The following is a 22,613-nucleotide window of genomic DNA, read 5'->3' as shown; positions in this document are numbered from 1 at the left end:
GAAGCGGACGTTACCTTCTTTTTACCGAAAATTTTCCTGAATTGGGCAAAAGACCGTTGACCTCCGGCAGAGCACATGAAAGTGTTGTAGCAGTCTTTGTGTAGGTGTTTTTCATGCTCGCAAGACCAGTTGCGAGCGTGAAGCTCCTGCTAATCAATCAAGCTTCGGCTTGTTCGGTATTCAGGTCTTCTCGCGGAGTAACAAACCCGGTACGAGGTGTATCGGACTGAAGTTCCAAAATGAGGAGATATACATGGCACTGGGAACCGTCAAGTGGTTCAACGCCGAAAAGGGTTTCGGCTTCATCACCCCGGATGACGCGGATGGCGACGTTTTCGTTCACTACTCCGAGATCCAGACCGGTGGCTTCAAGACCCTCGATGAGAACCAGCGCGTTCAGTTCGAGATCGGTCAGGGAGCCAAGGGCCCCCAGGCAACCGGCGTTACGGTCGTCTAGTCTTACCCGTTGATCCCTGCCTTTTGCAAGGACAACAAACACGTTGACCCTGGCTTTCGAGCCGGGGTCAACGCGTCTTAATGCCAGGAGCCACGGTCCCTATCAAAGACTTCTTCAGAACGACTATTACCAACCATGAAGAAATACCAAAAGCGCACTTCGAATAAGCGTTGACCATTCAACCAACCAAGCTTCTGAGCAGCCGTGCGGAATGCCGGACTGACAATCCTGGAAGGTACGCCCTGCTGAGCGCACGTCCAATTGCAGGAAGTTGCAAGGGGTCTTGGTAATACATGTATAACGTTCTGTACTCAGGTTGGAATCTGGACTTAAACGACGCCAATGACCTGAATCCGTAAACAGGTTCCAAAGCCTGTCCCACCACCTCCAGTATTCCCGCCAGGCCTTTGGCACGCTCCTCGATTTCGCCCTCTTCACGGGCAAGAGGCGAACCCGACAAGGAAATCACTTCCACGGAGTCCCGCAAGTGCAAAACGGCCGACGCGATCAGGAACTCCATGACCCCCGGGAAAGAATCGCCGCGCCTCCGCATGAAGTCCAGCGTCCAGCTGACAACCACGCCGTTTTCATAAACGGGAAGCCAACTGGTCACGCCATAAACGAAGCCAGCCCCGTCCACAGCAACGCAGCACAGGACGTCGTCGTCATCCAATTCGTCCAGACCGCCCATGGTGAAGCCCATTTCCGGAATCCGCTTTTGTGCCACCCATTCCTCCGAGACTTCACTTACTTGGGCACGCACTCCATGGTGGAGTTCGGAGTATCGACCCCAGCTCGCCGTGATCCCCATCTTCGCAGCACGGTTAAGGGAGGTCCTGACGTTTTGCCACTCTTTGCCCCTGAACTCCAAACCCCTGATGCGTAACCGGGTCTCCTGTGCAACCGGGACCCGGCGGAAACCACGGGCCTCCAGCATCGGCCAAAGCTCGTCTGTGCAAGAGTAGAGGCAAGGCGTCAACGCATGCCGGGAGCAGTAATCCAAGAACCCCTTGGCGGTGCCCGCGTGATGCTGGCGTGCACCAAAGGGGCCGGCCAAGGTCAACGCCACGTGGCTGTGCTGTTGGTAGGCCACTCCCCCGGACCCATCCGGTGTGAACCAGTACTTGTTCGGTTCCCAGAGCGCCATCCACGAAAGTGAATCCCCGCCCCGCTTCACCAGAGCACGGGCCGCGTGTCGCGCCTGACGGTCAAGCCCTCCTGTGTGATGTCCGCGGATCAGCAGCACCCACACACCAAGTAGCGCTACAAACCAAAACAAGGTGCCTGAGTAGGAAAACAGGAAGACCTCTAGCACATCTCGCTCTGCGAAGACCTTACGGTATACCCCGGGAAGGGGAACGGGGAGATACTGCCTGGCAAGTTCAGCCACCAAACCCAGGAGGCCGCCGTCGCGAACCAACCCGCCGGAGGCAAACCACACCACCGTATAGCTCAGACCCAACCCTCCCCCGGTCAGCCCGACCAGCCAGAACACCTTCCGGCGGAGACGATCCGAAGTTTCTACCCTGAAGTGGCCCCTGTACGCGAACAGGAGCAGTGCCAAGGCCAAAGGAACCACTACCAGCGGAATGATGTGTACCACAGGCGAATTGAGCATGCCCGACTGTGGCCGGCCCGGGGGCCGCGGAATGCCGGCAAACAGCCCCAGGTAGATGGTGGACAAGGCCACCACCACCAACTGCACGCCGATTGCGATCCCCAGCGCCAATCGGCGTCCGCGCCTCATTCCGTCCGCACAAATCAGGAGCAATACAACAGGCACCACGGCCAAAGCCAATCCGAACGGACCCGTATACCCTTGCCGGGTTACTTCAAGGCAGGCAACGTCGATGGTTCCGCCGCAGCTGCTTTCCAGTTGGCTGAGGGTGGGTAGCGGATTGAGAATGACATCCCGCAAGAGAGCCAAGGGTCCGGCAGGACTCTTAGCGGCCGCGGTCACGATGGGACCCACAGCGAAAATTGCCATGGTCAGTGAAAGAAGGTTGCGGATTTCCCGGCTGGTTGACCTGTGCAGGTGGAGATGGCCCTGGCTGCTTTGCAGCCACCACCCGGTAAGCAACCCAATGAGCGCGCCCAGGAGACCAACCACCGTCTCTGCGTGTCCCACATACAGCACCAACAGCAAGGAAATGGCGAGTACCACTGTCCGCAGGCGCCGCTGCCACAAGGTGGACAGGAGCGCACTGGCGGCCAACACCGTAGCGAGGACTGCACCGTAGGGGCCGATCAGCCGAATGTCGGCCATCCCCGAAAGCCAGCCATCACCAAGGTATTGCGCAATTTGGGTTACCAGGAGAAACGCCGATACGCACGTGAACTGACCACCCAGGAAGACCCCTGCTGTACGCAGGGAACCCAAGCGTCGCTCTGCCAAGCCAAGGAGGAACAGGATCATCAGAACGGCGGTTGCATAAGCCAAAGGATTGGTCGCGAAGAACAGCGACGTCCAGATAGACCACCATTCACCCGACCTCAAACCCTCCAGCGAAACACTGGCAAAAGGAAGCCAGGACTGAGGTGGACCCGTCAGAAAGCTATCGGCAACCAAGGACAAGCCCGCAAAAAGGATGAGAACAAGCGTGGTAAACGGTGTTGACCGCACATGGCGCCCTGCTTGCCCCAATGCAGGTTGGATCACGCCTTTGAAGGCAAGGCTCACCGCGGCAACTCCCAGCGGGCGGCCAGGAATTCAAGTCCGCCGGGCATACCCCGTATCACTGCGTCCCAGGAATGCCCGGCCTGTGAAATGGCATGTTCTTCGGTTTCAAAGCCGGCATTTCGTGCAGCCTCAGCAAGTTCGTGCATGTAGTCAGTGAACTCATGGTCAGCCTCCCCTGAGACGAGATAAACGCCGCTTCCGGAAAAATCCCGTTCATGCATCAACACCAATGGTGTCCTGGACTCAAATGCCTCAACATCACCGTCGAACGAGTCTGTGATGGTTTTGTTTCTATCTTTGGCCAGGGCAGGTTCCCTCTCGGCAGCGAAGGGCAGAATTGACCTGAACAGCTCCGGATGCGAGGTTCCCATCTGCATGGCGCACGTGCCGCCGAAGGAGAACCCACCAACGGCCCACTGCTTGTGATCCTTGGAGACATCCAACGTCTCAGAGATCCAGGCAGGTACGTCCTGTGAGAGATACGTATCTACGGAAGCTATCTTGCTGTCCATACACATGGTGTTGGCATTGGCTGATCCATTGGGGTCCACCACCACCGTGACAGGGGCGATCCCGTGAAGGGTTTCAGCGAACTGGTCCAGAAGGGAACGGAGCTGGCCACCAGTAAGCCAATCAGCAGGACCACCTGGTTGACCAGCGAAGAGAATAAGCACGGGAAGTGGTGGCCGTTCTGCCGTCTGATAAGCGGGCGGCAAGTAAATGTAGGCTTCCCGTGCGGTAAAACCGGAAGTCGTGCCGGGAATGTCAGCTTTGCGCAGAATGCCGTTTCGTGGCATGGAGTCCGGGGCTTTCCATGCGGAGAGCTCAGGCCCGGGCTTTGCATCCGGGGTACGTTTGAGACTCGCTTCCAGTGGTTGTACGCGCGCCACCGCAGTACCCAGCAGGTCCGAGACCGTGTTGTTCAGACCGAAATAGAGGTTCACTTGGACCACGGATAACAGCAGAACCCCGAGCATCGCCGCCACGCTAAGGGTGCGGCCTCGCCAGGTATTCCGGGGGAAGCGCGCAGCGCAGAGGAGAAGGGCGGCGACAGCCGGGACCGCCCATGCCACCGTTTGAAACGGCAGGTTCTCCGAGAATGTGGCCATAAGATCCACGAGAATCCAGTGAACCAGCGCCACAACAACTGTGGCCACCACCAGGCAAACCGGGACCAGCAAAAGCCAGGAGCGGCGTCGACGCCAGAGGAGGTAGGCCGCGCCGGCTGAACCGCAAACGACGCTGAACCACAGGAATGGCCCATCCACCAGACTGATGTCGGAAAGAAAATCCATGGCGCCTAACGCCAGGTTCCAACGCCAATGACCGGCCCGGCTTCGAGCCAGGACGACAAACCGGCATAGGCATCAAAGTTCATGGCCAACATGAATTCCTTGCCTTCATACTGCAGCTCGACCACCACCACACCAGGCTGAATCCTGACCAGCTCATCTTCCGTGGGCTGTCTGCGCCCCAGCAATTCAAGGGAGCTGCGCGTGAACTTGTGCTTGGGGAGGACGCTCAGAGACATCAGGCGGAACCACTCGAGCTCGTTGTCCTGATAACGACAAACCCCCATCTGCCAGCTGTTTCCAGCCATGCAAATGGAGGCGTCAACCGTGCCCAGGGCGCGCCGCAGATTGAAGCGGCGCACCCCGAAAAGGCACAGTGAAATGATCAGCAACGTAAACGCTGTTGCCAGGGCGATGAACGGAATAAGGGAATCGTCCATCAAGGTCGTGCTATCGGATCCCCGCTGTAGCCGCTTCGCCCAATTTGGCGTTGTCAGCAACAATCACCACGCGATCGTTGTCGACGGAGAAGAATCCGCCGTCAACAACTACTGCAATGCGATCACCGGAAACCGGCTGGATTGCCAGCTCGCCCGCGGCCATGATGGCCAAAAGGGGCGAGTGGCCCGGCAGGATTCCGATTTCACCATCGCTGGTGCGGGCCTTCACCATCTTGGCCGCACCGGACCACACAAAGTGGTCCGCCGCGACAATCTCAACCTCGAGCTCAGCCATACTACTTGGTCTGTTCCTGGATCTTGGCCCACTGACGCTCGACGTCATCCAGGCCGCCGACGTTGAAGAACGCCTGCTCTGCGATGTGGTCAAGCTCGCCGTCGCAGATGGCCGTGAAGCCTTCAACAGTGTCCTTGATGGACACGGTGGAGCCTTCGACGCCGGTGAACTGCTTGGCGGTGTAGGTGTTCTGCGAAAGGAACTGCTGGATGCGACGTGCACGGGACACGACGATCTTGTCCTCTTCAGACAATTCGTCAACACCGAGGATGGCGATGATGTCCTGAAGTTCCTTGTTCTTCTGCAGGATCTGCTTAACACGGACAGCCGTGTTGTAGTGATCCTTGCCGATGTACTGGGGATCCAGAATACGGGAGGTGGACGTCAGCGGGTCAACGGCCGGGTACAAACCACGGGAGGCGATTTCACGGGAAAGTTCCGTGGTCGCGTCGAGGTGTGCGAAGGTCGTTGCCGGAGCCGGGTCGGTGTAGTCATCAGCGGGCACGTAGATAGCCTGCATCGACGTGATGGAGTGACCCTTGGTGGAGGTGATTCGCTCCTGGAGCAGACCCATCTCGTCCGCAAGGTTCGGCTGGTAGCCCACAGCGGACGGCATACGGCCGAGCAGCGTGGAAACTTCCGAGCCTGCCTGCGTGAAGCGGAAGATGTTGTCGATGAAGAGCAACACGTCCTGGTTCTGAACATCGCGGAAGTACTCCGCCATGGTCAGTGCCGACAGTGCCACGCGAAGACGCGTTCCCGGCGGCTCATCCATCTGGCCGAATACAAGGGCGGTGTCCTTAAGAACGCCTGCCTCTTCCATTTCAACCCAGAGGTCGTTACCTTCACGGGTACGCTCGCCAACACCGGCGAATACGGAAGTACCACCGAAGTTGCGGGCAACACGGGTGATCATTTCCTGGATCAGAACGGTCTTGCCAACACCGGCACCGCCGAAGAGGCCGATCTTTCCACCCTTGATGTACGGGGTGAGAAGGTCGATGACCTTGATGCCGGTCTCGAGCATCTCCGTGGAGCCCTCGAGGGAAGCGAAGGACGGGGCCTTGCGGTGGATCGGCCAGTAGGCGTCTGCCTTGATCTCGGACTCTTCGACGTCCAGCGGCTTGCCGAGAACGTTGAAGATGTGGCCCTTGACGCCGTCGCCGACGGGCACGGAGATGGGAGCGCCGGAGTCCTGCACGGTGGTGCCGCGGACCAGGCCGTCGGTTGCCTGCAGGGAGATGGCGCGAACGAGGTTGTCACCCAGGTGCTGGGAGGTCTCGAACGTGATGGTCTTCGTCTGGCCGTTGAGAGTGATCTCAGTGGTCAGAGCGTTGTAAATCGAGGGGATTGCGTCAGCCGGGAATTCGACGTCGACAACCGGACCAATAACACGGGCAATGCGGCCGGTGGCACCGGCCGTAGCTACGTGTTCGGTAGCAGTGGCAGTCATCTCTCTCACTTCACTCAGTAGATGGCGTGGGGTTAAGTTTATCTGTTTGGTGCAGGTGCGGCTTCGAGCCGAAGACGTTTCAGGCTAGGACGCGAGGGCGTCGGCGCCTGCCACGATCTCGGAAAGCTCCTGCGTAATCTCGGCCTGGCGGGCCGTGTTGCGAAGGCGCGTGTACTTCTTGATCAAATCCGTAGCGTTGTCACCGGCCGACTTCATAGCGCGCTGGCGGGCTGCGAGCTCGGAAGCTGCGGCCTGCAGCATGGCTGCGAAGATGCGGGACTCGATGTAACGCGGAAGCAGTGCGTCAAGCACCTGCTCTGTTTCCGGTTCAAACTCGTACAACGGCAACAGTTCGGTTTCCGAGGCTGCTTCCTCTTCGACGACCTCCAGCGGGAGCAAACGGATAACCGTAGGCTCCTGCGTCACCATGGACTTGAAGCGGGTGTAAACAACATGGATTTCGTCCACGCCACCCTCTTCGAAGTCAGTGGAGAAGTCTTCAAGAAGTGCAGCTCCGACTTCCTGGGCGGTTTCGAATTCCGGTGCGTCCGTGCCGCCGGTCCATACGCGGGAGTAGGACCGGTTGCGGAAATCGAAGTACGCCTGCGCCTTGCGGCCAACCAGGTACGCCTTGACTTCCTTGCCTTCTGCGTGAAGAAGCTCGGTGAGACCTTCAGCCTGCTTGAGCACGCTCGCCGAATAGGATCCTGCAAGGCCACGGTCCGATGTAATGATCAGGACTGCGGCGCGGCGGATCTGCTCCGGCTCGGTGGTCAGCGGGTGGTCGATTTCGCTCTGAGTTGCGACAGCAGAAACGGCGCGGGTAATCGCGTTCGCGTAAGGCAGTGAAGCTGCTACGCGGGCGCGGGCCTTACCGATGCGCGAGGTAGCGATCAGTTCCATCGCCTTGAAGATCTTGCGCATCGACGTCGTCGAGCTGATCTTCTGACGGTAGACCCGAATCTGGGCTCCCATACTTATCCTTTCCTAAGTTCCCGATGTGCTGCCCTGCCGGGGCCCTTTCGGACCCCGGCGGAGCAGGTTATCGGAACTAGCGCTTCTGCTTGACGATCTTTTCCTGGTCGACGTCGCCGCCGGAGATCGCTGCGTGCTCCTCGTGGCCGGCGCCAACCAAGTGGTTGTCGCCCTCGCCGAAGAAGCCCTTCTTGAAGGAAACAATTGCTTCCTTCAGAGCTGCAGCGGTGTCGTCATCCAGGACGTTGGTCTGAGCCAGCGTGGTCAGGATGGAGGACTTGTGCGTGAGGTGCTCCAGGAACTCGGACTCGAAGCGGTTGATGTCCTCAACCGGAACGTCGTCCAGGTAACCGTTGGTGCCGGCCCAGATCGATACAACCTGGTTCTCTACCGGGAACGGAGAGTACTGGCCCTGCTTGAGCAGTTCCATCAGGCGAGCACCGCGGGTCAGCTGCTGACGGGAAGCAGCATCCAAGTCAGAGGCGAACATTGCGAATGCCTGCATGTCGCGGTACTGAGCCAGGTCCAGCTTCAAAGTACCGGAGACCTTCTTCATGGACTTGACCTGTGCAGCGCCACCAACGCGGGAGACGGAGACACCAACGTCAACAGCGGGACGCTGGTTGGCGTTGAAGAGATCCGACTGCAGGAAGATCTGGCCATCAGTGATGGAGATCACGTTAGTGGGGATGTATGCGGAGACGTCGTTTGCCTTGGTTTCAACGATCGGAAGACCGGTCATCGAACCCGCACCGAGCTCGTCGGAGAGCTTGGCACAACGCTCCAGCAGGCGGGAGTGCAAGTAGAAAACGTCACCCGGGTAGGCTTCGCGTCCCGGCGGACGACGCAGCAGCAGTGACACGGCGCGGTAAGCTTCGGCCTGCTTGGACAGGTCATCGAAGATCACCAGAACGTGCTTGCCGCCGTACATCCAGTGCTGGCCGATGGCCGAACCTGCATACGGTGCCAAGTACTTGAAGCCAGCGGGGTCAGATGCCGGGGACGCCACAATGGTGGTGTACTCCAGTGCGCCGTGATCCTCGAGGGTCTGGCGGACTGCTGCAATGGTGGAAGCCTTCTGGCCGACACCAACGTAGACGCAACGAACCTGCTTGGTGACATCTCCGGAAGCCCAGTTGGCCTTCTGGTTGATGATGGTGTCCACGGCGATGGCGGTCTTGCCGGTCTGGCGGTCACCAATGATCAGCTGACGCTGGCCGCGGCCGATCGGGATCATGGCGTCGATAGCCTTGAGCCCGGTCTGCATCGGTTCGTGAACCGACTTGCGCTCGGTAACGCCCGGAGCCTGAAGTTCCAATGCACGGGTGGCTTCGGCCTTGATCTCGCCGAGGTCATCGATGGGCTGGCCCAGGGGGTCGACAACGCGCCCCAGGAAGGCATCGCCAACCGGAACGGACAGGATCTCACCGGTACGGTGAACTTCCTGGCCTTCTTCAATACCGGTGAAGTCACCGAGGATAATGACACCGATCTCGCGGACGTCAAGGTTCTGGGCCAGGCCCAGCGTGCCATCTTCGAAGCGAAGCAGCTCGTTCGCCATGACCGAGGGAAGACCCTCAACACGGGCGATGCCGTCACTTGCGGTGGTCACACGACCAACCTCTACGCGCTCTGCGTTACCGGGTTCGTAGGACGCCGCGAACTCGTTCAACGCATTACGGACGTCGTCGGCGTTGATGGTCAATTCGGCCATCTGCAGTCCCTGCTCTCCTGTTTTCGTGATCATCGTTGCTCACGATGACCGGGTTTTATATCAGTTAAGTTGTGCTTGTCTTCGCTAGCCAGCGAGCTGGCGGCGGAGTTCAGTCAGACGGGCGATAACCGAAGCGTCAAGCACTTCGTCACCCACCTGGACCCGAATTCCACCGATCAGTGCGGGGTCAACATTGACGTTGACCTTCAGTTCGCGGCCGTACAGGGCATCCAGCCCGGCCTGCAGACGGCTGGCCTGCGTTTCCGTCAACGGACGGGTAACGCTGACAGTTGCAATCCAGCGCTGCTGACGCTTGGCTGCAAGCTTGGCGAATGACTCGACGAGCTTGCTCGGCTTGACACCGCGCGGCTGCGTAACTGCCTGGCTGATGAGAACCTTTGCTTCCTCGCTGCTGCCAGGAACCAGTTTCTCGGCCAGTGCAATCTTCGCCGCGGGAGATGCCTGCGGCTCAGACAAAGCACGTTGTACTTCGTGGCTGGAGGCGACGGCCTGATTGAAGGCAAACAGATCGTTTTCCAGCTCTTCCAGCCCCGTGATACCGGAGGCAGAAACGGCCGACTTGTTTTCAGCTACGGCAATGACAACCGTGGCGGCAAGCGTCTCGAGTGCATCGCCGATATCGCGTGCCGATGCCCAGCGCGAGCTGGCCAATCCGCCTGCAATCTCAGCAGCATCAGCGGAGACTTTCCCGCCAACCAGCTGCTTGACCAGCGCCGACTTCTCGTCACCGGAACGGGACGGGTCAGTCAGGGCGCGGCGCAAGCCAGCCGAGCTGTCCACCGTTCCCAGGATTCCGAAGAGGTCCTTAGCCAACTGCAGCGAGGCGAAGGGAAGCTTGGCTTCCAACTGCGCCAGCGCTGTGGTCAGCGATTCGCTCGATATACCTGCCATTACTTAGCTGCACCTGCGCTCTGGGTCTCCAGATCTGCCAGGAAGCGGTCCACAACGCGTGCGGCGCGCTGGTCGTCGGTGAGTGCTTCCCCAACGATGCGGCCTGCCAGCGTGGTAGCCAAAGTGCCAACCTCGGAACGAAGCGAGACAACAGCTGCCTGGCGCTCCGACTCGATGGCAGCGTGTGCCTGCTCGGTGATGCGTGCAGACTCTGCTGCAGCCTTTGCCTTCAGGTCCGCGAGGATCTGCGCGCCTTCGGCGCGTGCTTCTTCACGGATACGGTTGGCTTCGGCACGGGCATCGGTGAGCTGCTGCTTGTACTCTTCAAGAGCTGCAGAAGCTTCCGCCTGGGCCGCTTCGGCCTTTGCAATGCCACCTTCGATTGCTTCGGCGCGCTCTGCGAAGGTCTTCTCGAACATCGGGACAACAAACTTGACCACGATGTACATGAGGACTGCAAAGCCTACGAGGACTACGCCCATTTCCCAGACGTTGGGAACGAGCGGATTAGCCTCCGCAGCGCCTTCAGTGGCGGCTGAGATGATCAGCTGATTCATATTTCACCCGTCCTATCTACTCGTGCTTGGGATTCGCTTGGTTCTAAGGACTAGGAAAGAACGAAAGCGAAGACCAGGCCGAGGATGGCGAGAGCTTCAGTCAGTGCCAGACCAAGGAACGCGATCGGCTGCAGCACACGCTGAGCTTCCGGCTGACGTGCAACACCGTTGATGTACGCGGCGAACACGAGACCCACACCGATACCACCGCCGATGGCCGAAAGACCGTAGCCGATGAGGTTGAGGGAGCCGTTGATGGTGCCTTCCATTTTTTCTTCCTTTCAAGATGCCGCCCGTGCGGCAGGTTGTTTGGGTTGCTTCATCCCCGCGAGGGGAAGTTTTGGGAGCCTAGTGGCTGTCGGCGTGCAGGGCGCCTTCGATGTAGATCGCGGTCAACAATGTGAACACGTATGCCTGCAGGGCCATGATCAACGCTTCGAGCATGTACATAGCTACGGCGCCTACCAGGACAAGTACCGAAGCACCCTTGAGCAGGACGTTCTCCTGCATGACAAGGAACTCGATGCCGGAACCGGCGAGCATGACGATCAAGTGGCCGGCCAGCATGGTTGCAAACAGACGGAGGCTGTGAGTGACCGGGCGGACCAGGAAGTTGGAGATGATTTCGATCGGTACAACGATCAGCAGGATGTACCACGGGATACCCGATGGAACGGTGGCCAGCTTGAAATACTTAATACCGTTCTTCTTGACACCGATGGCAATCCAGGTGAAGAACACGATGCCTGCGAGTACGTAGGCGCCACCTACGTGCGAGAAGCTCGGCAGCTGGATCACCGGGATGGCGCCGTAAATGTTGTTCACCAGAATGAAGAAGAACAGGCTGAACAGCAGCGGCACGTACTTGATGAAGTCCTTGCCGCCGATGATGTCCTTGGCGATGCTGTTGCGGACGAAGCCGTAGGCCATCTCGCCTGCAAACTGCAGCTTGCCGGGAACCAGCTGCTGCTTACGTGCAGCGAGGATGAAGAATGTAGCGATAATGACGACCGAAAGGATCACCAGCAGCATCTGCTTGGAGAATCCATCGTGCGCACCCCAAGGCAGGATTGCCGGCAGGTGCATTTCGTCGATTCCGGGTGGGGTGAATGACCCCGAATCCTGGGCGGGGAGCGCAAGCGCGATCAACGCGTTTCCTCTCTGCTGTGTCCATCATTGGGCATTGGTTGGAATGCGGACGCGTTGGACGCATCTGTAATCCATGTGAAATTATTTGGCATTACTGTCCCCGTCCGTGGACGGACCGCTGTCTGCGTTGCTCTCGCCAGAAGACGAACTTTGCCTGGTGAGGCCGTGCATATGGGAAAGATAGAACCCTCCTGCGGCTCCCAGCAGAGCGCCAAGGAGCACAATCCAGCGGGTCCCCCACAGATTATCCAAACCCCAGCCTATCAAACTCCAGACAATGATCCCGCCAATGATGTAGCTGAAGACGGCCATGCCGGCGTTGTATCCGCCGTCATTTCCGGCTTCAGCGCTTTCACCATGTTTGACAGGCTGCTGAGCAGTGGGGGCCGGGCGTGAATATCGCTTACGCGGAGACATTCGGGTCACCTTTCTGCTCCTCAGGATCGTTGAAGATCTGCAGGCGGGCCTTGCTGAAGCCGTAGATTTCGGCGGCTTGCCAGAAGACAACCGAGACCACGGCGCCAATGAGGAACCACCGGCCGTGAAGCCATTCCGGGGCGCCGAGTACAAACAGCACCACAGCAAACCCGACCACCTTGATGAAATATGTTGCAACAAAGAGGCCGACTGCGCCGGAGGGGTTGTTTCGGCCAACAAAGTGGCCAATCAGAAGGCTGATCCCAAAGAAGAGCATGACCAGCACGGCACCGAACGCCGCTGAAAGCGCGCCCTGCCCGCCGTTCATGAAGGCCGCAATCACGCAGGTAACGGCAGTGGCAGCTACTGCTGATGCGGCGCTAAGAAGAAGCAACCGGAGCCACAACGAGGACGGCTTGCCAACAGGTCCAACACCACGTTTACCGGAGGAGTGTCCGGTTTCGGCGTTGGATGTCATGGGGATACCAATCCTCGTGGCACAGGTGCCATATTCTCAAAGTGGGGATACGGGCGAGTGACTGTCCGCAGTAAGAATTCTACATGAGATAGAACTGTGACCATAACCAACAGTCACAACTACTCCCCCGGTCGGCTCGAGTTCCGGGTGAAGTAAGGCCATGCTGTCACGGCAGCCATGACAAGCGCAGCCGCTATGAGGACAATGAGCACGACTTGCCAGGGGAACACGGCAAAGGCGACGCCGCCGAAGGCAAGGATGCACGTCCAGACATACAGCATGACGACGGCGCTGCGGTGCGAGTATCCAAGGTCCACCAACTTGTGGTGGAGGTGCCCGCGGTCAGCGGACCAAGGTGACTGACCCCTGGCTGTTCTTCGCACAACGGCCATCCCCAGATCAAGAAGGGGAAGAGAGAGCACAGCAAAGGGCAGCAGGATGGGAACGATCGTGGGGATACCGTTGGCGCGATCGTAGAGGCCGGATCCGATCTGACCCGTGGCCACGACGCCTGCGGAGGCCATGAGTAGACCTATGAGCATGGCCCCTGAGTCGCCCATGAAAATTTTGGCTGGAAACCAGTTGTGTGGAAGGAACCCGATGCAACTGCCCACGAGGATGGCCATCAGCAGGGTTGCGAGGTCCGAGTTATCCGTGGAGGGGTTGTTCCGGTGAACCCAGTACGCGGTGAGGAAGAAGGCTCCCCCACCGATGATGGCGACTCCGGCTGCCAGTCCGTCCAGTCCATCAATGAAGTTCACGGCATTCATGGTGGTGACTATGAGCCCTGCAGTGAGCACAATCTGGACGACTTCGGACTCAAGGAAAATCGGTTCCGGAATGAAGGGCACAACAGACATCCGCACCCCCCAAATGGCCACAATGAAGGCGGCTGCAGCTTGGCCCAGCAGTTTGATCCACCAACGGATATCCAGGATGTCGTCCGCGACACCCACAGCGACGATCACCACGGCACCGGCCAGGATCCCCCAAGGGGCATCATTGTGCCTGAAGATGTCCTTGACGAAGAAAGAATTGCTCGCTACCACCAGGGCGGCGAAGAAGCCCACAAAAATACCCAGCCCGCCAAGTTTGGAAATGAGGGCCGAGTGCATGTCACGGCTGCGGATGGGTTGGTACAACCGCAGCTTGTTTCCCAGCACTCGGGCGCCCCACGTCCCGGTATATGACACAACGGCCGCCGTGAGGGCCATCAGCATGTACATGATCATGACGCGGCCCCGGAAAGCAGCCCGCACAAACGGTAAGAAGGGACCATCGAATGCAACCGGCGGGATTGAATGCCGTCGGGTTGCGGGCAGCTCAAGGTGTGGAAATCTGTCTTTGGATAAATGGAACTACTCCGTCGCCATGCCTGCACCGGCTGTGCCGAATGTTGCGGGATTTCTGTGGACTCTAGTCACGATACTAATGCCAATGGCCGTGACCACCCTGTGACGCAGCCGCCAAGCTCCAGCGTGTTTGGCTGGGATTCACGCGGCGTGAACGCTACCTGGCAGGCTCTTGGACGTTACGCAGTGCGTAGATCCCGTTCAGCACCTGGGCGTTGGGACGAGGGGCCTTCAAGCTGTGGCGCAGGCCCTTGAGAAGCCCGGCCAACAGCACTTTGCGATTCGGCGAGGCGGCAATCGTGCGTGTCCAGTTCCGCAAGGAAGCGCCTGTAAAAAGGATTTTCTCCCACGGCGCCAATGCGCTTGAGCGGGTGTAAACCCAGAGTTTGTTCCGCACTTCGTAGTAGAAACGCGGGCCGGGATCCGCTCCGGCATCACCAAAGACCTTCGTGTGGTGGTTGGCCACCGACGCGTTGGTGGTCAGGGCGGTCCCGCTACGTGAAATCCTGGCGGTGTATTCCAGGTCGTCGTTCCAGATGAAGTAATCCGCTATGGGCAGGCCATGCTGCCTGATTTCTTCGGCACGAATCAGCACCGACACAAACGACGCACTCCTAATCTGGGTTGCGCCCAGCCGGACTGCAGCAGTGCGCTGGTTTTCGCTCGCGCCCATCCGGGGCCGCATCCGATTCATCGGATGATCGCGGCCGTCAGTCCAGACCACACGGCTTGCGATGAACGCCGGGGCGTCGCCGGTTTCTTTCTTGTAAGACTCGGAGAGGTCCAATGCTTCGCGCAGGGCGTCGGGCTGCGGTTCTGTGTCGTCGTCCATGATCCACACGTGGTCCGCATCGTGGTCGAGCAGGGCACGTTCCATGCCGACGACGAAACCACCGGCACCGCCCACGTTGGTATTCAACGTCACCACATCCGTGGTCAGCGGACCTTGGTACTGCCGGAGGAACTCTGCGGTTCCGTCGGTGGAAGCGTTGTCCACTACGACGACGGCGTCCGGCACCTGAGTACCTGCAGCAATGCCATCCAAGGTGGTTTGGAGGAGTTCACGCCGGTTATAGGTCACTACGACAGCGACCACGACAGGGTGGGACGTCATTTACTTGCCTTTGGTCTTGGATGGTTGAAAACGGCGCCCGATCAGCAGGGCTGCCAGCTTCCAAGGTTCAACGAAAACTCTGTAGGCTACGCGCCCCGGGTGAAGGACCAGGCGCCAGGCCCACTCGAGCCCCAGACGTCCCAGCCAGCGCGGCGCCAGTTTTTGGATTCCCGCAACCTGTTCGATTGCACCACCGACGGCACAATAAACGGCAGGCGGCAGATTCTGGAGCCGGCGGTGAAGGACAGTCTCCTGCAGGGGCATCCCCAGTCCGAGCAGGACCAACTGCGGACGGAAATCCGCCAACCAGTCCACTACAGCGTCTTCCAGGGCGTTGTCCCAGCCCTCACCGGGCATGCCGTCCACTTTTGCACCGGGGACGATGGAGCGCAAACGGGCCACGGCCTTTGTATTGGCAGTCCGTCCGGCGCCCACGACGGCGATGCGCTCCAGGCCCTTGACCTGGCCGAGCTCCGGGATCCAGTCCATGGAACCGAGCCGGTAAGACATGGTTCCCGCCCCCAGCGCCTGCAGTTGGCGCTTGTGCGCGAGCCCCCAAAGCATCGCTACCGGAGCGCCGTCCAAGAGGACAATCGAGCTGTTCCGGTACAGGGAACGGATATCCGGGCGGGAGTGAAACAACGTGATGCTGTGGAGGTTGTGTCCAAGTACGGTGGCGGTTGTTCCTGCTGCGATGATCCCGCCCATGGCATCAATGACCTCATCGACGCGCATCGGAGTGGCGTCGACGTCAAGGACGGGGACGCGTTGACGCTCCGGACTCATTCGGACTTGGCTTTGCTGGAGTCCTCCGGCTTTACCGTGTCCTGGATCGAATCCTCGACGGCGGCGGCCTGTGTGACCTCGACCGGAGCATCGTCCGCTGTTGCAGTTTCTTCAACCGTCGCGTCCGCCGCAGCAGGTACCTCTGCCGGAATGGTTTCCCCTACGCCAAGGATCGAGGGAACGATCTCACGAAGCCGCTCCAGCTCAATGGCTCCCTGTCGCACTACGCGGAAGGGCGTGGACGTGGCGTCAACAATCGTCGAGGGCAAGGCAGCAGTTCCCTTCACAGGACGGAAACCGCCTTCAAGGTAGACCTCAACGGACTCCGCCAACTGCAGACGGGCTTCGGACGCTGTCTGCGCCGCTTCCTGACCCGTCCGGTTGGCCGAAGAAACAGCCAAAGGACCAGTGAGTCCGAGGAGGTCCAGAGCGATCTGGTCATCGGGCATCCTGAGGGCGACTGTGCCCTTGGTTTCGCCGAGGTCCCAATCCAGTGACGGCTGTGCGTGCAGTATCAAGGTGAGACCACCGGGCCAAAAAGCCTGAGCCAGTGCCCGGGCATCTGCAGGTACGTCGGTGGCCAGCCCGTCCAGGGCGTTGACCCGGGGAATCAGGACCGGAGGCGGCATTTGCCGGCTGCGCCCTTTGGAGGCCAACAACATGGTCACGGCCAACGGCGAGAAGGCATCTGCGGCGATGCCGTAGACGGTGTCCGTCGGTAGAACGACGCACTTCTTTTCGCTGATGGCGCGCTGGGCGTGCTGAAGCCCTTCAGTCCGCTGGTCATCGGAAGTGCAGTTATAGGTTGTGGTCACAGCGCTATTCTTTCACTCATCAGGAGACGGGCTGGCCAGTGTGGCGCTGGTGGCACGTTCCTTGCCGTTCAGGTCGTAGTGTGTGGTGACGTTGTTCCAACGTCCGGTTCGTTGCAGCATGCCCGCGATCCATGCGGCTTGGACTTCCGCGTGCTCCATCACAAAATAACCCCCGGGCTTAAGGAGCCGGGCCGCCGAGGCCGCCGCCGCCGTCGGAAGTACCATGCCGTCCGCTCCCCCGCCGTACAGCGCCTCCGGCGGATCGTGCAGAGCGACTTCAGGCTCCGTGGGGATGGCTTCGGCGGGAATGTACGGCGGATTGGATACGACGACGTCGAATGTTCCGTTGTGCTCGGGCAGGGCATCGCGCAGATCGCCTTCAATCAGCAGGACGCCAAGCGGTTCAAGGTTCCTGGCAGCCCAGGCATGCGCCAGGGTGCTGTACTCCACCGCGTGAACTTCCGCGCCCGGGACCTCATAGGCGATGGAGCCGGCGATGGCGCCGGACCCTGTGCCCAGATCCACCACTTTGGGGTGCGGGATTCCTAAGAGATGATCGATGACCAACTGGACAACAGATTCCGTTTCAGGACGGGGAATAAAGACGCCAGGGCCCACACGCAACTCCAGGTGCCGAAAATAAGCGATGCCGGTGATGTGCTGCAGCGGTACGCGCCCGGCCCGCTCCTCCACAAGTTCCCCATAGCCTTCAGGCGCGGGAGAATCGCCGAGCATCATGGCACGCAGGCGTCCGAGGCCGACACCCAAAAGGTGGTCGGCGAGCAATTCTGCGTCAACACGCGGGCTGGGCACACCGGCGTCGGATAAGACGGCAGTAGCCTCACGAACAGCGTCCGCGAGGCTCTGGCCTTGGTAAAACGTCATGGATGTACTCTGCTGTGCTTGTCCGGCGCGGCTGGTGTGAAGTCCGTTATTCGCCGATCGCATCCAGGCGTGCCTGCTCGTCAGCTTCGATCGCTGACTGGATGACGGGTTCCAGATCACCGTTCATGACGGCGTCCAGGTTGTACGCCTTGTAGCCGGTGCGGTGGTCAGCAATACGGTTTTCCGGGAAGTTGTACGTGCGGATACGCTCCGAACGGTCCATGGTGCGGATCTGCGACTTGCGCTGTTCGGAGTTGGCGGCGTCGATCTGTTCCTGCTGGTGGGCAAGGAGGCGGGCGCGGAGAACGCGCATGCCGGCTTCGCGGTTCTGCAACTGTGACTTCTCATTCTGCATGGCCACCACAATGCCCGTGGGCAAGTGGGTGATGCGGACGGCGGAGTCGGTGGTGTTCACGGACTGCCCGCCCGGACCCGAGGAACGGTAGACGTCGATCTTGAGGTCGTTCTGGTTGATTTCAAGTTCTTCGGGCTCATCAACTTCGGGAAGCACCAGCACGCCGGCGGCCGAGGTGTGGATGCGGCCCTGTGATTCCGTGACGGGCACACGCTGGACACGGTGGACGCCGCCTTCAAACTTCAACCGTGCAAAGACGCCCTGTGCAGGGTCATTGGAGTTGCCCTTGATGGCGACGGCAACGTCCTTGTATCCGCCAAGATCAGACTCGGTGGCGGAGATCATTTCGGTCTTCCAACCACGCGATTCCGCGTAGCGCATGTACATCCGCAAGAGGTCACCGGCGAACAAGGCAGCTTCGTCGCCACCTTCGCCACCCTTCACTTCAAGGATCACGTTGCGGGCGTCGTCCGGATCACGCGGGATCAGCAGACGCCGGAGCCGCTCCTGGGCCGCGGGAATCTGCTCTTCCAACTGCACCACCTCAGCAGCGAATTCCGGATCCTCGTCAGCCATCTCCTTGGCAGCTTCCAGATCATCATTGAGCCCGCGCCACTTGTTGTACGCCTCCACAATGCCCTGAAGCTGAGCAGACCGCCGCCCCAACTTCCTGGCAGCAGACTGATCGGCATAAACAGCAGGATCACTCAACTGCGCCTGAATAGCAGCATGCTCATCAAGCAATCCCTGTACGGACTCAAACATTTTCAAACCTCTTTCGACTCGCAGACAAGTCTAGTTGCGACGATTGGTGTCTTGACGACCAACCGCTCAAATAAGCCGGCCAGCGAAGGTGACGGCCGGACGCAAAGGTGACGAGTCCGCCGTCGAGTAATTTTGCCGGCCCGGGAGTGGCATCGGGCCTGTCGTAGCGTTGCTGCTGACGTACCCAGTACGTCAGCAGCAACGCGAAGGGGCGGGGCCGGCAAAATTACTTGACGGCCCCACCCCACATAACGCTATTTGTCGTTGTCCGACTTCGCTCCGAGCGTGGTCTTCTGTACCTGCATAAGGAACTCGACGTTGCTCTGCGTCTCCCGGATCTTGTTGGTCAGCAGTTCAAGGCTCTGCTGCTGCTCCAGGCCGGAAAGGACGCGGCGCAGCTTCCACATGATCTTGACTTCTTCAGGCGAGAGCAGGTTCTCTTCGCGGCGTGTGCCGGACGCGTTAACGTCCACGGCCGGGAAGATGCGCTTGTCTGCCAACTGGCGGGACAGGCGGAGTTCCATGTTGCCGGTGCCCTTGAACTCTTCGAAGATGACTTCATCCATCTTTGAACCGGTCTCAACGAGTGCGGTTGCAAGGATGGTGAGTGAGCCACCGTTTTCGATGTTGCGGGCCGCACCGAAGAAGCGCTTGGGCGGGTACAGTGCTGCAGAATCCACACCACCGGACAGGATACGGCCGGACGCCGGTGCTGCCAGGTTATAGGCGCGGCCCAGGCGGGTCATGGAGTCCAGCAAGACCACCACATCCATGCCCATTTCCACGAGGCGCTTGGCGCGTTCGATGGAGAGCTCGGCAACCGTGGTGTGGTCGTCGGCGGGACGGTCGAAGGTGGAGGCAATGACCTCACCCTTGACGGTGCGCTGCATGTCCGTAACTTCTTCGGGACGCTCGTCAACCAGAACCATCATGAGGTGAACCTCAGGGTTATTGGTGGTGATTGCGTTCGCGATGGACTGCAGGATGAGCGTCTTTCCGGCCTTCGGCGGGGAGACGATCAAGCCACGCTGGCCCTTGCCGATCGGTGCAACGAGGTCGATGACTCGCGGGCCGATCTTTTTTGGATCCGTTTCGAGGCGCAGGCGCTCAGACGGGTACAGCGGCACAAGCTTGGCGAACTCGACTCGATCCTTGAGTTCTTCGGGCGTCTTGCCGTTGACGGACGTGACACGGACCAACGCGTTGAACTTCTGGCGTGCAGACTGCTGGCTGCGGTCTTCTCCGTCTCGCGGTGCGCGGATGGCGCCGACGACGGCGTCGCCCTTGCGGAGGTTGTATTTCTTGACTTGCGCCAGGGAAACGTAGACGTCGTTTGCGCCGGGAAGGTAGCCGGAGGTCCGGATGAACGCGTAGTTTTCCAGGACGTCCAGGATGCCTGCTACGGGGAGCAGGACGTCATCTTCAGTGACCTCGACGTCGTCAACGTCCGGGCCCTGCGCACGGCCACGGCGACGTTCATTGCGGTCGCGGAAGCGGTCGCTACGGGTATTACCGTCACGGCTGTCCTGACCCCCGCGACGGTCGCTCCGGTCGTTCTGCTCGTTGCGGTCGCGACGATTGCGACGGTTCCGGCGGTTGCCGGTGTCGTCGCCGTCGTTGTTGTCTTCACGGCGTCCGCGGGTGTTGTCGCGGCGTTCGCGCTGCTGGTCGCCAGAATCGGACTGTTCGCGCTGCTCACGCTGTTCGGTGCGGTCAGCACGCTGCTCACGCTGTTCGGTGCGGTCAGCACGCTGCTCACGCTGTTCGGTGCGGTCAGCACGCTGCTCACGCTGTTCGGTGCGGTCAGCACGCTGCTCACGCTGTTCCGTACGGTCCGCACGTTGTTCGGTGCGGTCAGCGGGCTGCTCGGCGGCCGGTGCTTCTGCTGCCTCGGCAGGCGCTGCGGCTGCTTCGCCACGGCGCCGGTTACGGGTGCGGGGCTGACGACGCTCTGTTGCGGCCTCGCCGGTTTCAACGGCTGCCGGAGTTTCAGCAACGGGTGCGGCTGAGGGCTCTGCAGGCGCAGCGGTCTCAGCCGCTGCAACTACGCCGTCGCTGGTGGCGCGGCGGCTGCGGCCACGACCACGGCCTCGGGGTGCTTCCTGGGCCGGGGCCTCGGGAGCGGTGTCAGCAGGTGCGCTGCTTTCCCGTACAGCCTTCGGCTCTGCGGCCGGGGCTTCCTTGGCCACGGCTGCCTTCGCCGTGGCCTTGGCAGGCGCTTTGGTGGTGGACGTTCCGGCACGATGTGCCGAAATGGCCGTTACCAAGTCCCCCTTGCGCATACGGGATCCCCCGGAGATGCCCAGCTGGCTCGCAAGAGCCTGAAGTTGGGCGAGCTTGAGGCCTGCAAGGCCGCTGCTCTTGGTGGTTGCTGCAGTTGACGAATCAGCAGCAGAAGATGTTGTGTCCACAGCTGAAGCCAGCTCAGTGGTTTCTGTCACGAAGGATCCTTCCCCCTCGACGGCGTCCAGAGCGAGAGCTGGACGCGATGATTTGTTCTGGGCTGCAGTTCAGATCTGCAGCCGGTGATTTGGGCCGTGCCTGATGGATTGTGGCCAACAGGGCCGGATACTGATCGTCATCACTGGATCCGGTTGCCCGGACAGCCGGCGTAGCGTTCAGGGAACAGAGAGATTTCTGCGGCACCTGAGACAGGCCGGAAAGAGACGACACCACCAACGTTGGCACAGTTGACGAAAGGTACGGCAAAACACCGAGATCCAAAATCAGGGAACTGCCCGCGGCTTTACCGGCGGTGCACTTCCACTCTAGCACCTTGATCGTCTACAGCCAGCGTCATCACACGCCAGCTGACCTCGGGTGTGTTGACTGCGGTGAACGCCTCAATGAATTCAACAACCGCGGCCGCTTGGTCTGCACCATCTGCCAGCACCATCACCGTGGGACCCGCGCCGGATACGACCGCCGCGTGGCCCGCACTCCGCAGGGCTGCGAGGAGGTCGGCGCTGGGCCGCATGGCCTGTGCACGGTAGCTCTGATGGAGATAGTCTTCCGTGCCGGGAAGCAGCAAAGCGGGATCGGCAGTCAGCGCATGAATCAGCAATGCGGCCCGTCCGGAATTCATTGCTGCTGCGTGGTGGCCCACTGAGGCCGGGAGCAGTCCACGCGCCGTTTCCGTAGCCAGCTCGTAATCCGGGACTGCAACCACGGGAATAACCGAGGATGCGACGTCAGCGCGCGTGCTGCTGTACTGCTCGCTGTCCTGCCATGACAGCGCCAGTCCGCCAAAAATCGCGGGTGCGACGTTGTCCGGGTGCCCTTCCATCTCGCTGGTCAGCTGCAGGATCCAGTCACGGTCCTGCCGGGATTCTGCAGGAACCAGCGCATTGGCGACAGTAACAGCGGCCACCACAGCCGAGGCTGAGGACCCCAATCCCCTACCATGCGGGTTGACGTTGTCCGCAATGATTTTCAGACCGGATCGCTGGTAGCCGAGGCGATCCAAAGCAAGATCGATGGCACGCACCACGAGGTGGCTGGCATCCCTTGGTAGAGTTTCGGCACCCTCACCGGAGAGCTCGAACTCAAGCTCTCCGGTGCTGTGCGTTTCCACCGTCAAGGTGTCGTAAATAGATAAGGCCAAGCCGAGGCTGTCGTAACCGGGGCCCAAGTTGGCACTCGTACCAGGGACCTTGACGGTCAGCCGCTGGCCTGCCGCGACGAGCGCACGATCGGTCGCGGTGGGCTGCGTTGATTCCACT

22 protein-coding genes are annotated in these 22,613 nt (G+C 60.2%); 1 reads left to right on the top strand and 21 read right to left on the bottom strand.

All coding sequences use genetic code 11. From position 1 onward, the window contains the following. The first annotated feature begins 253 nt into the window (after positions 1-253). A complete protein-coding gene (locus BACI9J_RS07400; protein WP_017199737.1) occupies positions 254-457 on the top strand; it encodes a cold-shock protein in 204 nt (67 codons plus the stop codon). A gap of 178 nt (positions 458-635) precedes the next feature. On the opposite strand, the gene BACI9J_RS07395 is transcribed toward BACI9J_RS07400, so the two are convergent. The 21 genes from BACI9J_RS07395 to thrB form a co-directional block, all read right to left on the bottom strand. Beyond that, the gene (locus BACI9J_RS07395; RefSeq protein WP_159736394.1) at positions 636-3,152 is read right to left on the bottom strand and encodes a bifunctional lysylphosphatidylglycerol flippase/synthetase MprF; all 2,517 of its coding nucleotides are present in this window, start codon (positions 3,150-3,152) and stop codon (positions 636-638) included. Further along, positions 3,134-4,432 (bottom strand): alpha/beta hydrolase, encoded by a 1,299-nt coding sequence (locus tag BACI9J_RS07390; RefSeq protein ID WP_159733813.1) that lies wholly within the window; start codon positions 4,430-4,432, stop codon positions 3,134-3,136. Before BACI9J_RS07390 ends, BACI9J_RS07395 begins: the two co-directional genes overlap by 19 nt. Before the next feature lie 5 nt (positions 4,433-4,437). Next, on the bottom strand, positions 4,438-4,869 hold the full coding sequence (locus BACI9J_RS07385; RefSeq protein WP_159733812.1) for a DUF2550 domain-containing protein: 432 nt from the start codon (positions 4,867-4,869) through the stop codon (positions 4,438-4,440). A gap of 10 nt (positions 4,870-4,879) precedes the next feature. Then, positions 4,880-5,164, bottom strand: a complete 285-nt coding sequence (locus BACI9J_RS07380; RefSeq protein ID WP_014922172.1) for a F0F1 ATP synthase subunit epsilon — start codon at positions 5,162-5,164, stop codon at positions 4,880-4,882. Between the two features lies 1 nt (position 5,165). Next, positions 5,166-6,617 (bottom strand): F0F1 ATP synthase subunit beta, encoded by a 1,452-nt coding sequence (gene atpD / locus BACI9J_RS07375; protein ID WP_141282550.1) that lies wholly within the window; start codon positions 6,615-6,617, stop codon positions 5,166-5,168. Positions 6,618-6,701: 84 nt separating this feature from the next. Continuing rightward, the gene (locus BACI9J_RS07370; RefSeq protein WP_159733811.1) at positions 6,702-7,592 is read right to left on the bottom strand and encodes a F0F1 ATP synthase subunit gamma; all 891 of its coding nucleotides are present in this window, start codon (positions 7,590-7,592) and stop codon (positions 6,702-6,704) included. A 76-nt stretch (positions 7,593-7,668) separates the two neighbouring features. Further along, a complete protein-coding gene (atpA, locus tag BACI9J_RS07365) occupies positions 7,669-9,306 on the bottom strand; it encodes a F0F1 ATP synthase subunit alpha (RefSeq protein ID WP_141282718.1) in 1,638 nt (545 codons plus the stop codon). 84 nt (positions 9,307-9,390) lie between these two features. Further along, positions 9,391-10,218, bottom strand: a complete 828-nt coding sequence (locus BACI9J_RS07360) for a F0F1 ATP synthase subunit delta (RefSeq protein WP_142938632.1) — start codon at positions 10,216-10,218, stop codon at positions 9,391-9,393. Beyond that, the gene (locus tag BACI9J_RS07355) at positions 10,218-10,775 is read right to left on the bottom strand and encodes a F0F1 ATP synthase subunit B (RefSeq protein ID WP_011775260.1); all 558 of its coding nucleotides are present in this window, start codon (positions 10,773-10,775) and stop codon (positions 10,218-10,220) included. Before BACI9J_RS07355 ends, BACI9J_RS07360 begins: the two co-directional genes overlap by 1 nt. A gap of 50 nt (positions 10,776-10,825) precedes the next feature. Then, positions 10,826-11,044: an ATP synthase F0 subunit C gene (gene atpE, locus BACI9J_RS07350; RefSeq protein WP_011775261.1), complete on the bottom strand. Its 219-nt coding sequence runs from the start codon at positions 11,042-11,044 to the stop codon at positions 10,826-10,828. Positions 11,045-11,123: 79 nt separating this feature from the next. Next, entirely contained in the window at positions 11,124-11,924 is an 801-nt protein-coding gene (atpB, locus tag BACI9J_RS07345) for a F0F1 ATP synthase subunit A (protein ID WP_159733810.1), read from the bottom strand. Positions 11,925-12,005: 81 nt separating this feature from the next. Continuing rightward, positions 12,006-12,341, bottom strand: a complete 336-nt coding sequence (locus tag BACI9J_RS07340) for a hypothetical protein (protein ID WP_159733809.1) — start codon at positions 12,339-12,341, stop codon at positions 12,006-12,008. Beyond that, on the bottom strand, positions 12,328-12,819 hold the full coding sequence (locus BACI9J_RS07335) for a hypothetical protein (protein WP_159733808.1): 492 nt from the start codon (positions 12,817-12,819) through the stop codon (positions 12,328-12,330). Before BACI9J_RS07335 ends, BACI9J_RS07340 begins: the two co-directional genes overlap by 14 nt. A gap of 119 nt (positions 12,820-12,938) precedes the next feature. After that, complete coding sequence (locus BACI9J_RS07330) at positions 12,939-14,051, bottom strand: MraY family glycosyltransferase (protein WP_159733807.1); 1,113 nt, start codon at positions 14,049-14,051, stop codon at positions 12,939-12,941. A 277-nt stretch (positions 14,052-14,328) separates the two neighbouring features. Beyond that, complete coding sequence (locus tag BACI9J_RS07325; protein ID WP_159733806.1) at positions 14,329-15,285, bottom strand: glycosyltransferase; 957 nt, start codon at positions 15,283-15,285, stop codon at positions 14,329-14,331. Next, positions 15,286-16,071, bottom strand: coding sequence for a WecB/TagA/CpsF family glycosyltransferase (locus tag BACI9J_RS07320; protein ID WP_159733805.1), 786 nt, complete (start codon positions 16,069-16,071; stop codon positions 15,286-15,288). Further along, positions 16,068-16,886: an L-threonylcarbamoyladenylate synthase gene (locus BACI9J_RS07315; RefSeq protein WP_159733804.1), complete on the bottom strand. Its 819-nt coding sequence runs from the start codon at positions 16,884-16,886 to the stop codon at positions 16,068-16,070. Before BACI9J_RS07315 ends, BACI9J_RS07320 begins: the two co-directional genes overlap by 4 nt. A 12-nt stretch (positions 16,887-16,898) precedes the next feature. Beyond that, positions 16,899-17,771, bottom strand: a complete 873-nt coding sequence (gene prmC, locus BACI9J_RS07310; protein WP_159733803.1) for a peptide chain release factor N(5)-glutamine methyltransferase — start codon at positions 17,769-17,771, stop codon at positions 16,899-16,901. 46 nt (positions 17,772-17,817) lie between these two features. Beyond that, entirely contained in the window at positions 17,818-18,891 is a 1,074-nt protein-coding gene (gene prfA, locus BACI9J_RS07305) for a peptide chain release factor 1 (protein WP_014922181.1), read from the bottom strand. Between the two features lie 254 nt (positions 18,892-19,145). Next, positions 19,146-21,332, bottom strand: a complete 2,187-nt coding sequence (rho, locus tag BACI9J_RS07300) for a transcription termination factor Rho (protein WP_159733802.1) — start codon at positions 21,330-21,332, stop codon at positions 19,146-19,148. A 305-nt stretch (positions 21,333-21,637) separates the two neighbouring features. Next, on the bottom strand, positions 21,638-22,612 hold the full coding sequence (gene thrB / locus BACI9J_RS07295) for a homoserine kinase (protein ID WP_159733801.1): 975 nt from the start codon (positions 22,610-22,612) through the stop codon (positions 21,638-21,640). Position 22,613: the final 1 nt, after the last annotated feature.

The organism is Arthrobacter sp. 9V (assembly GCF_902506065.1).
GTDB lineage: Bacteria > Actinomycetota > Actinomycetes > Actinomycetales > Micrococcaceae > Arthrobacter.
This window is presented reverse-complemented; position numbering and strand designations above follow the sequence as displayed.

Bases quoted from the DNA above. Each gene is read 5' to 3' on its own strand.
- BACI9J_RS07400 (WP_017199737.1), top strand. From the start codon at position 254: ATGGCACTGGGAACCGTCAAGTGGTTCAACGCCGAAAAGGGTTTCGGC.
- prmC (WP_159733803.1), bottom strand. From the start codon at position 17,771: ATGACGTTTTACCAAGGCCAGAGCCTCGCGGACGCTGTTCGTGAGGCT.
- BACI9J_RS07360 (WP_142938632.1), bottom strand. From the start codon at position 10,218: ATGGCAGGTATATCGAGCGAATCGCTGACCACAGCGCTGGCGCAGTTG.
- BACI9J_RS07330 (WP_159733807.1), bottom strand. From the start codon at position 14,051: ATGATCATGTACATGCTGATGGCCCTCACGGCGGCCGTTGTGTCATAT.
- BACI9J_RS07380 (WP_014922172.1), bottom strand. From the start codon at position 5,164: ATGGCTGAGCTCGAGGTTGAGATTGTCGCGGCGGACCACTTTGTGTGG.
- BACI9J_RS07385 (WP_159733812.1), bottom strand. From the start codon at position 4,869: ATGGACGATTCCCTTATTCCGTTCATCGCCCTGGCAACAGCGTTTACG.
- BACI9J_RS07340 (WP_159733809.1), bottom strand. From the start codon at position 12,341: ATGTCTCCGCGTAAGCGATATTCACGCCCGGCCCCCACTGCTCAGCAG.
- BACI9J_RS07390 (WP_159733813.1), bottom strand. From the start codon at position 4,432: ATGGATTTTCTTTCCGACATCAGTCTGGTGGATGGGCCATTCCTGTGG.
- atpA (WP_141282718.1), bottom strand. From the start codon at position 9,306: ATGGCCGAATTGACCATCAACGCCGACGACGTCCGTAATGCGTTGAAC.
- BACI9J_RS07325 (WP_159733806.1), bottom strand. From the start codon at position 15,285: ATGACGTCCCACCCTGTCGTGGTCGCTGTCGTAGTGACCTATAACCGG.
- prfA (WP_014922181.1), bottom strand. From the start codon at position 18,891: ATGTTTGAGTCCGTACAGGGATTGCTTGATGAGCATGCTGCTATTCAG.
- BACI9J_RS07335 (WP_159733808.1), bottom strand. From the start codon at position 12,819: ATGACATCCAACGCCGAAACCGGACACTCCTCCGGTAAACGTGGTGTT.
- BACI9J_RS07370 (WP_159733811.1), bottom strand. From the start codon at position 7,592: ATGGGAGCCCAGATTCGGGTCTACCGTCAGAAGATCAGCTCGACGACG.
- atpE (WP_011775261.1), bottom strand. From the start codon at position 11,044: ATGGAAGGCACCATCAACGGCTCCCTCAACCTCATCGGCTACGGTCTT.
- BACI9J_RS07355 (WP_011775260.1), bottom strand. From the start codon at position 10,775: ATGAATCAGCTGATCATCTCAGCCGCCACTGAAGGCGCTGCGGAGGCT.
- BACI9J_RS07320 (WP_159733805.1), bottom strand. From the start codon at position 16,071: ATGAGTCCGGAGCGTCAACGCGTCCCCGTCCTTGACGTCGACGCCACT.
- atpD (WP_141282550.1), bottom strand. From the start codon at position 6,617: ATGACTGCCACTGCTACCGAACACGTAGCTACGGCCGGTGCCACCGGC.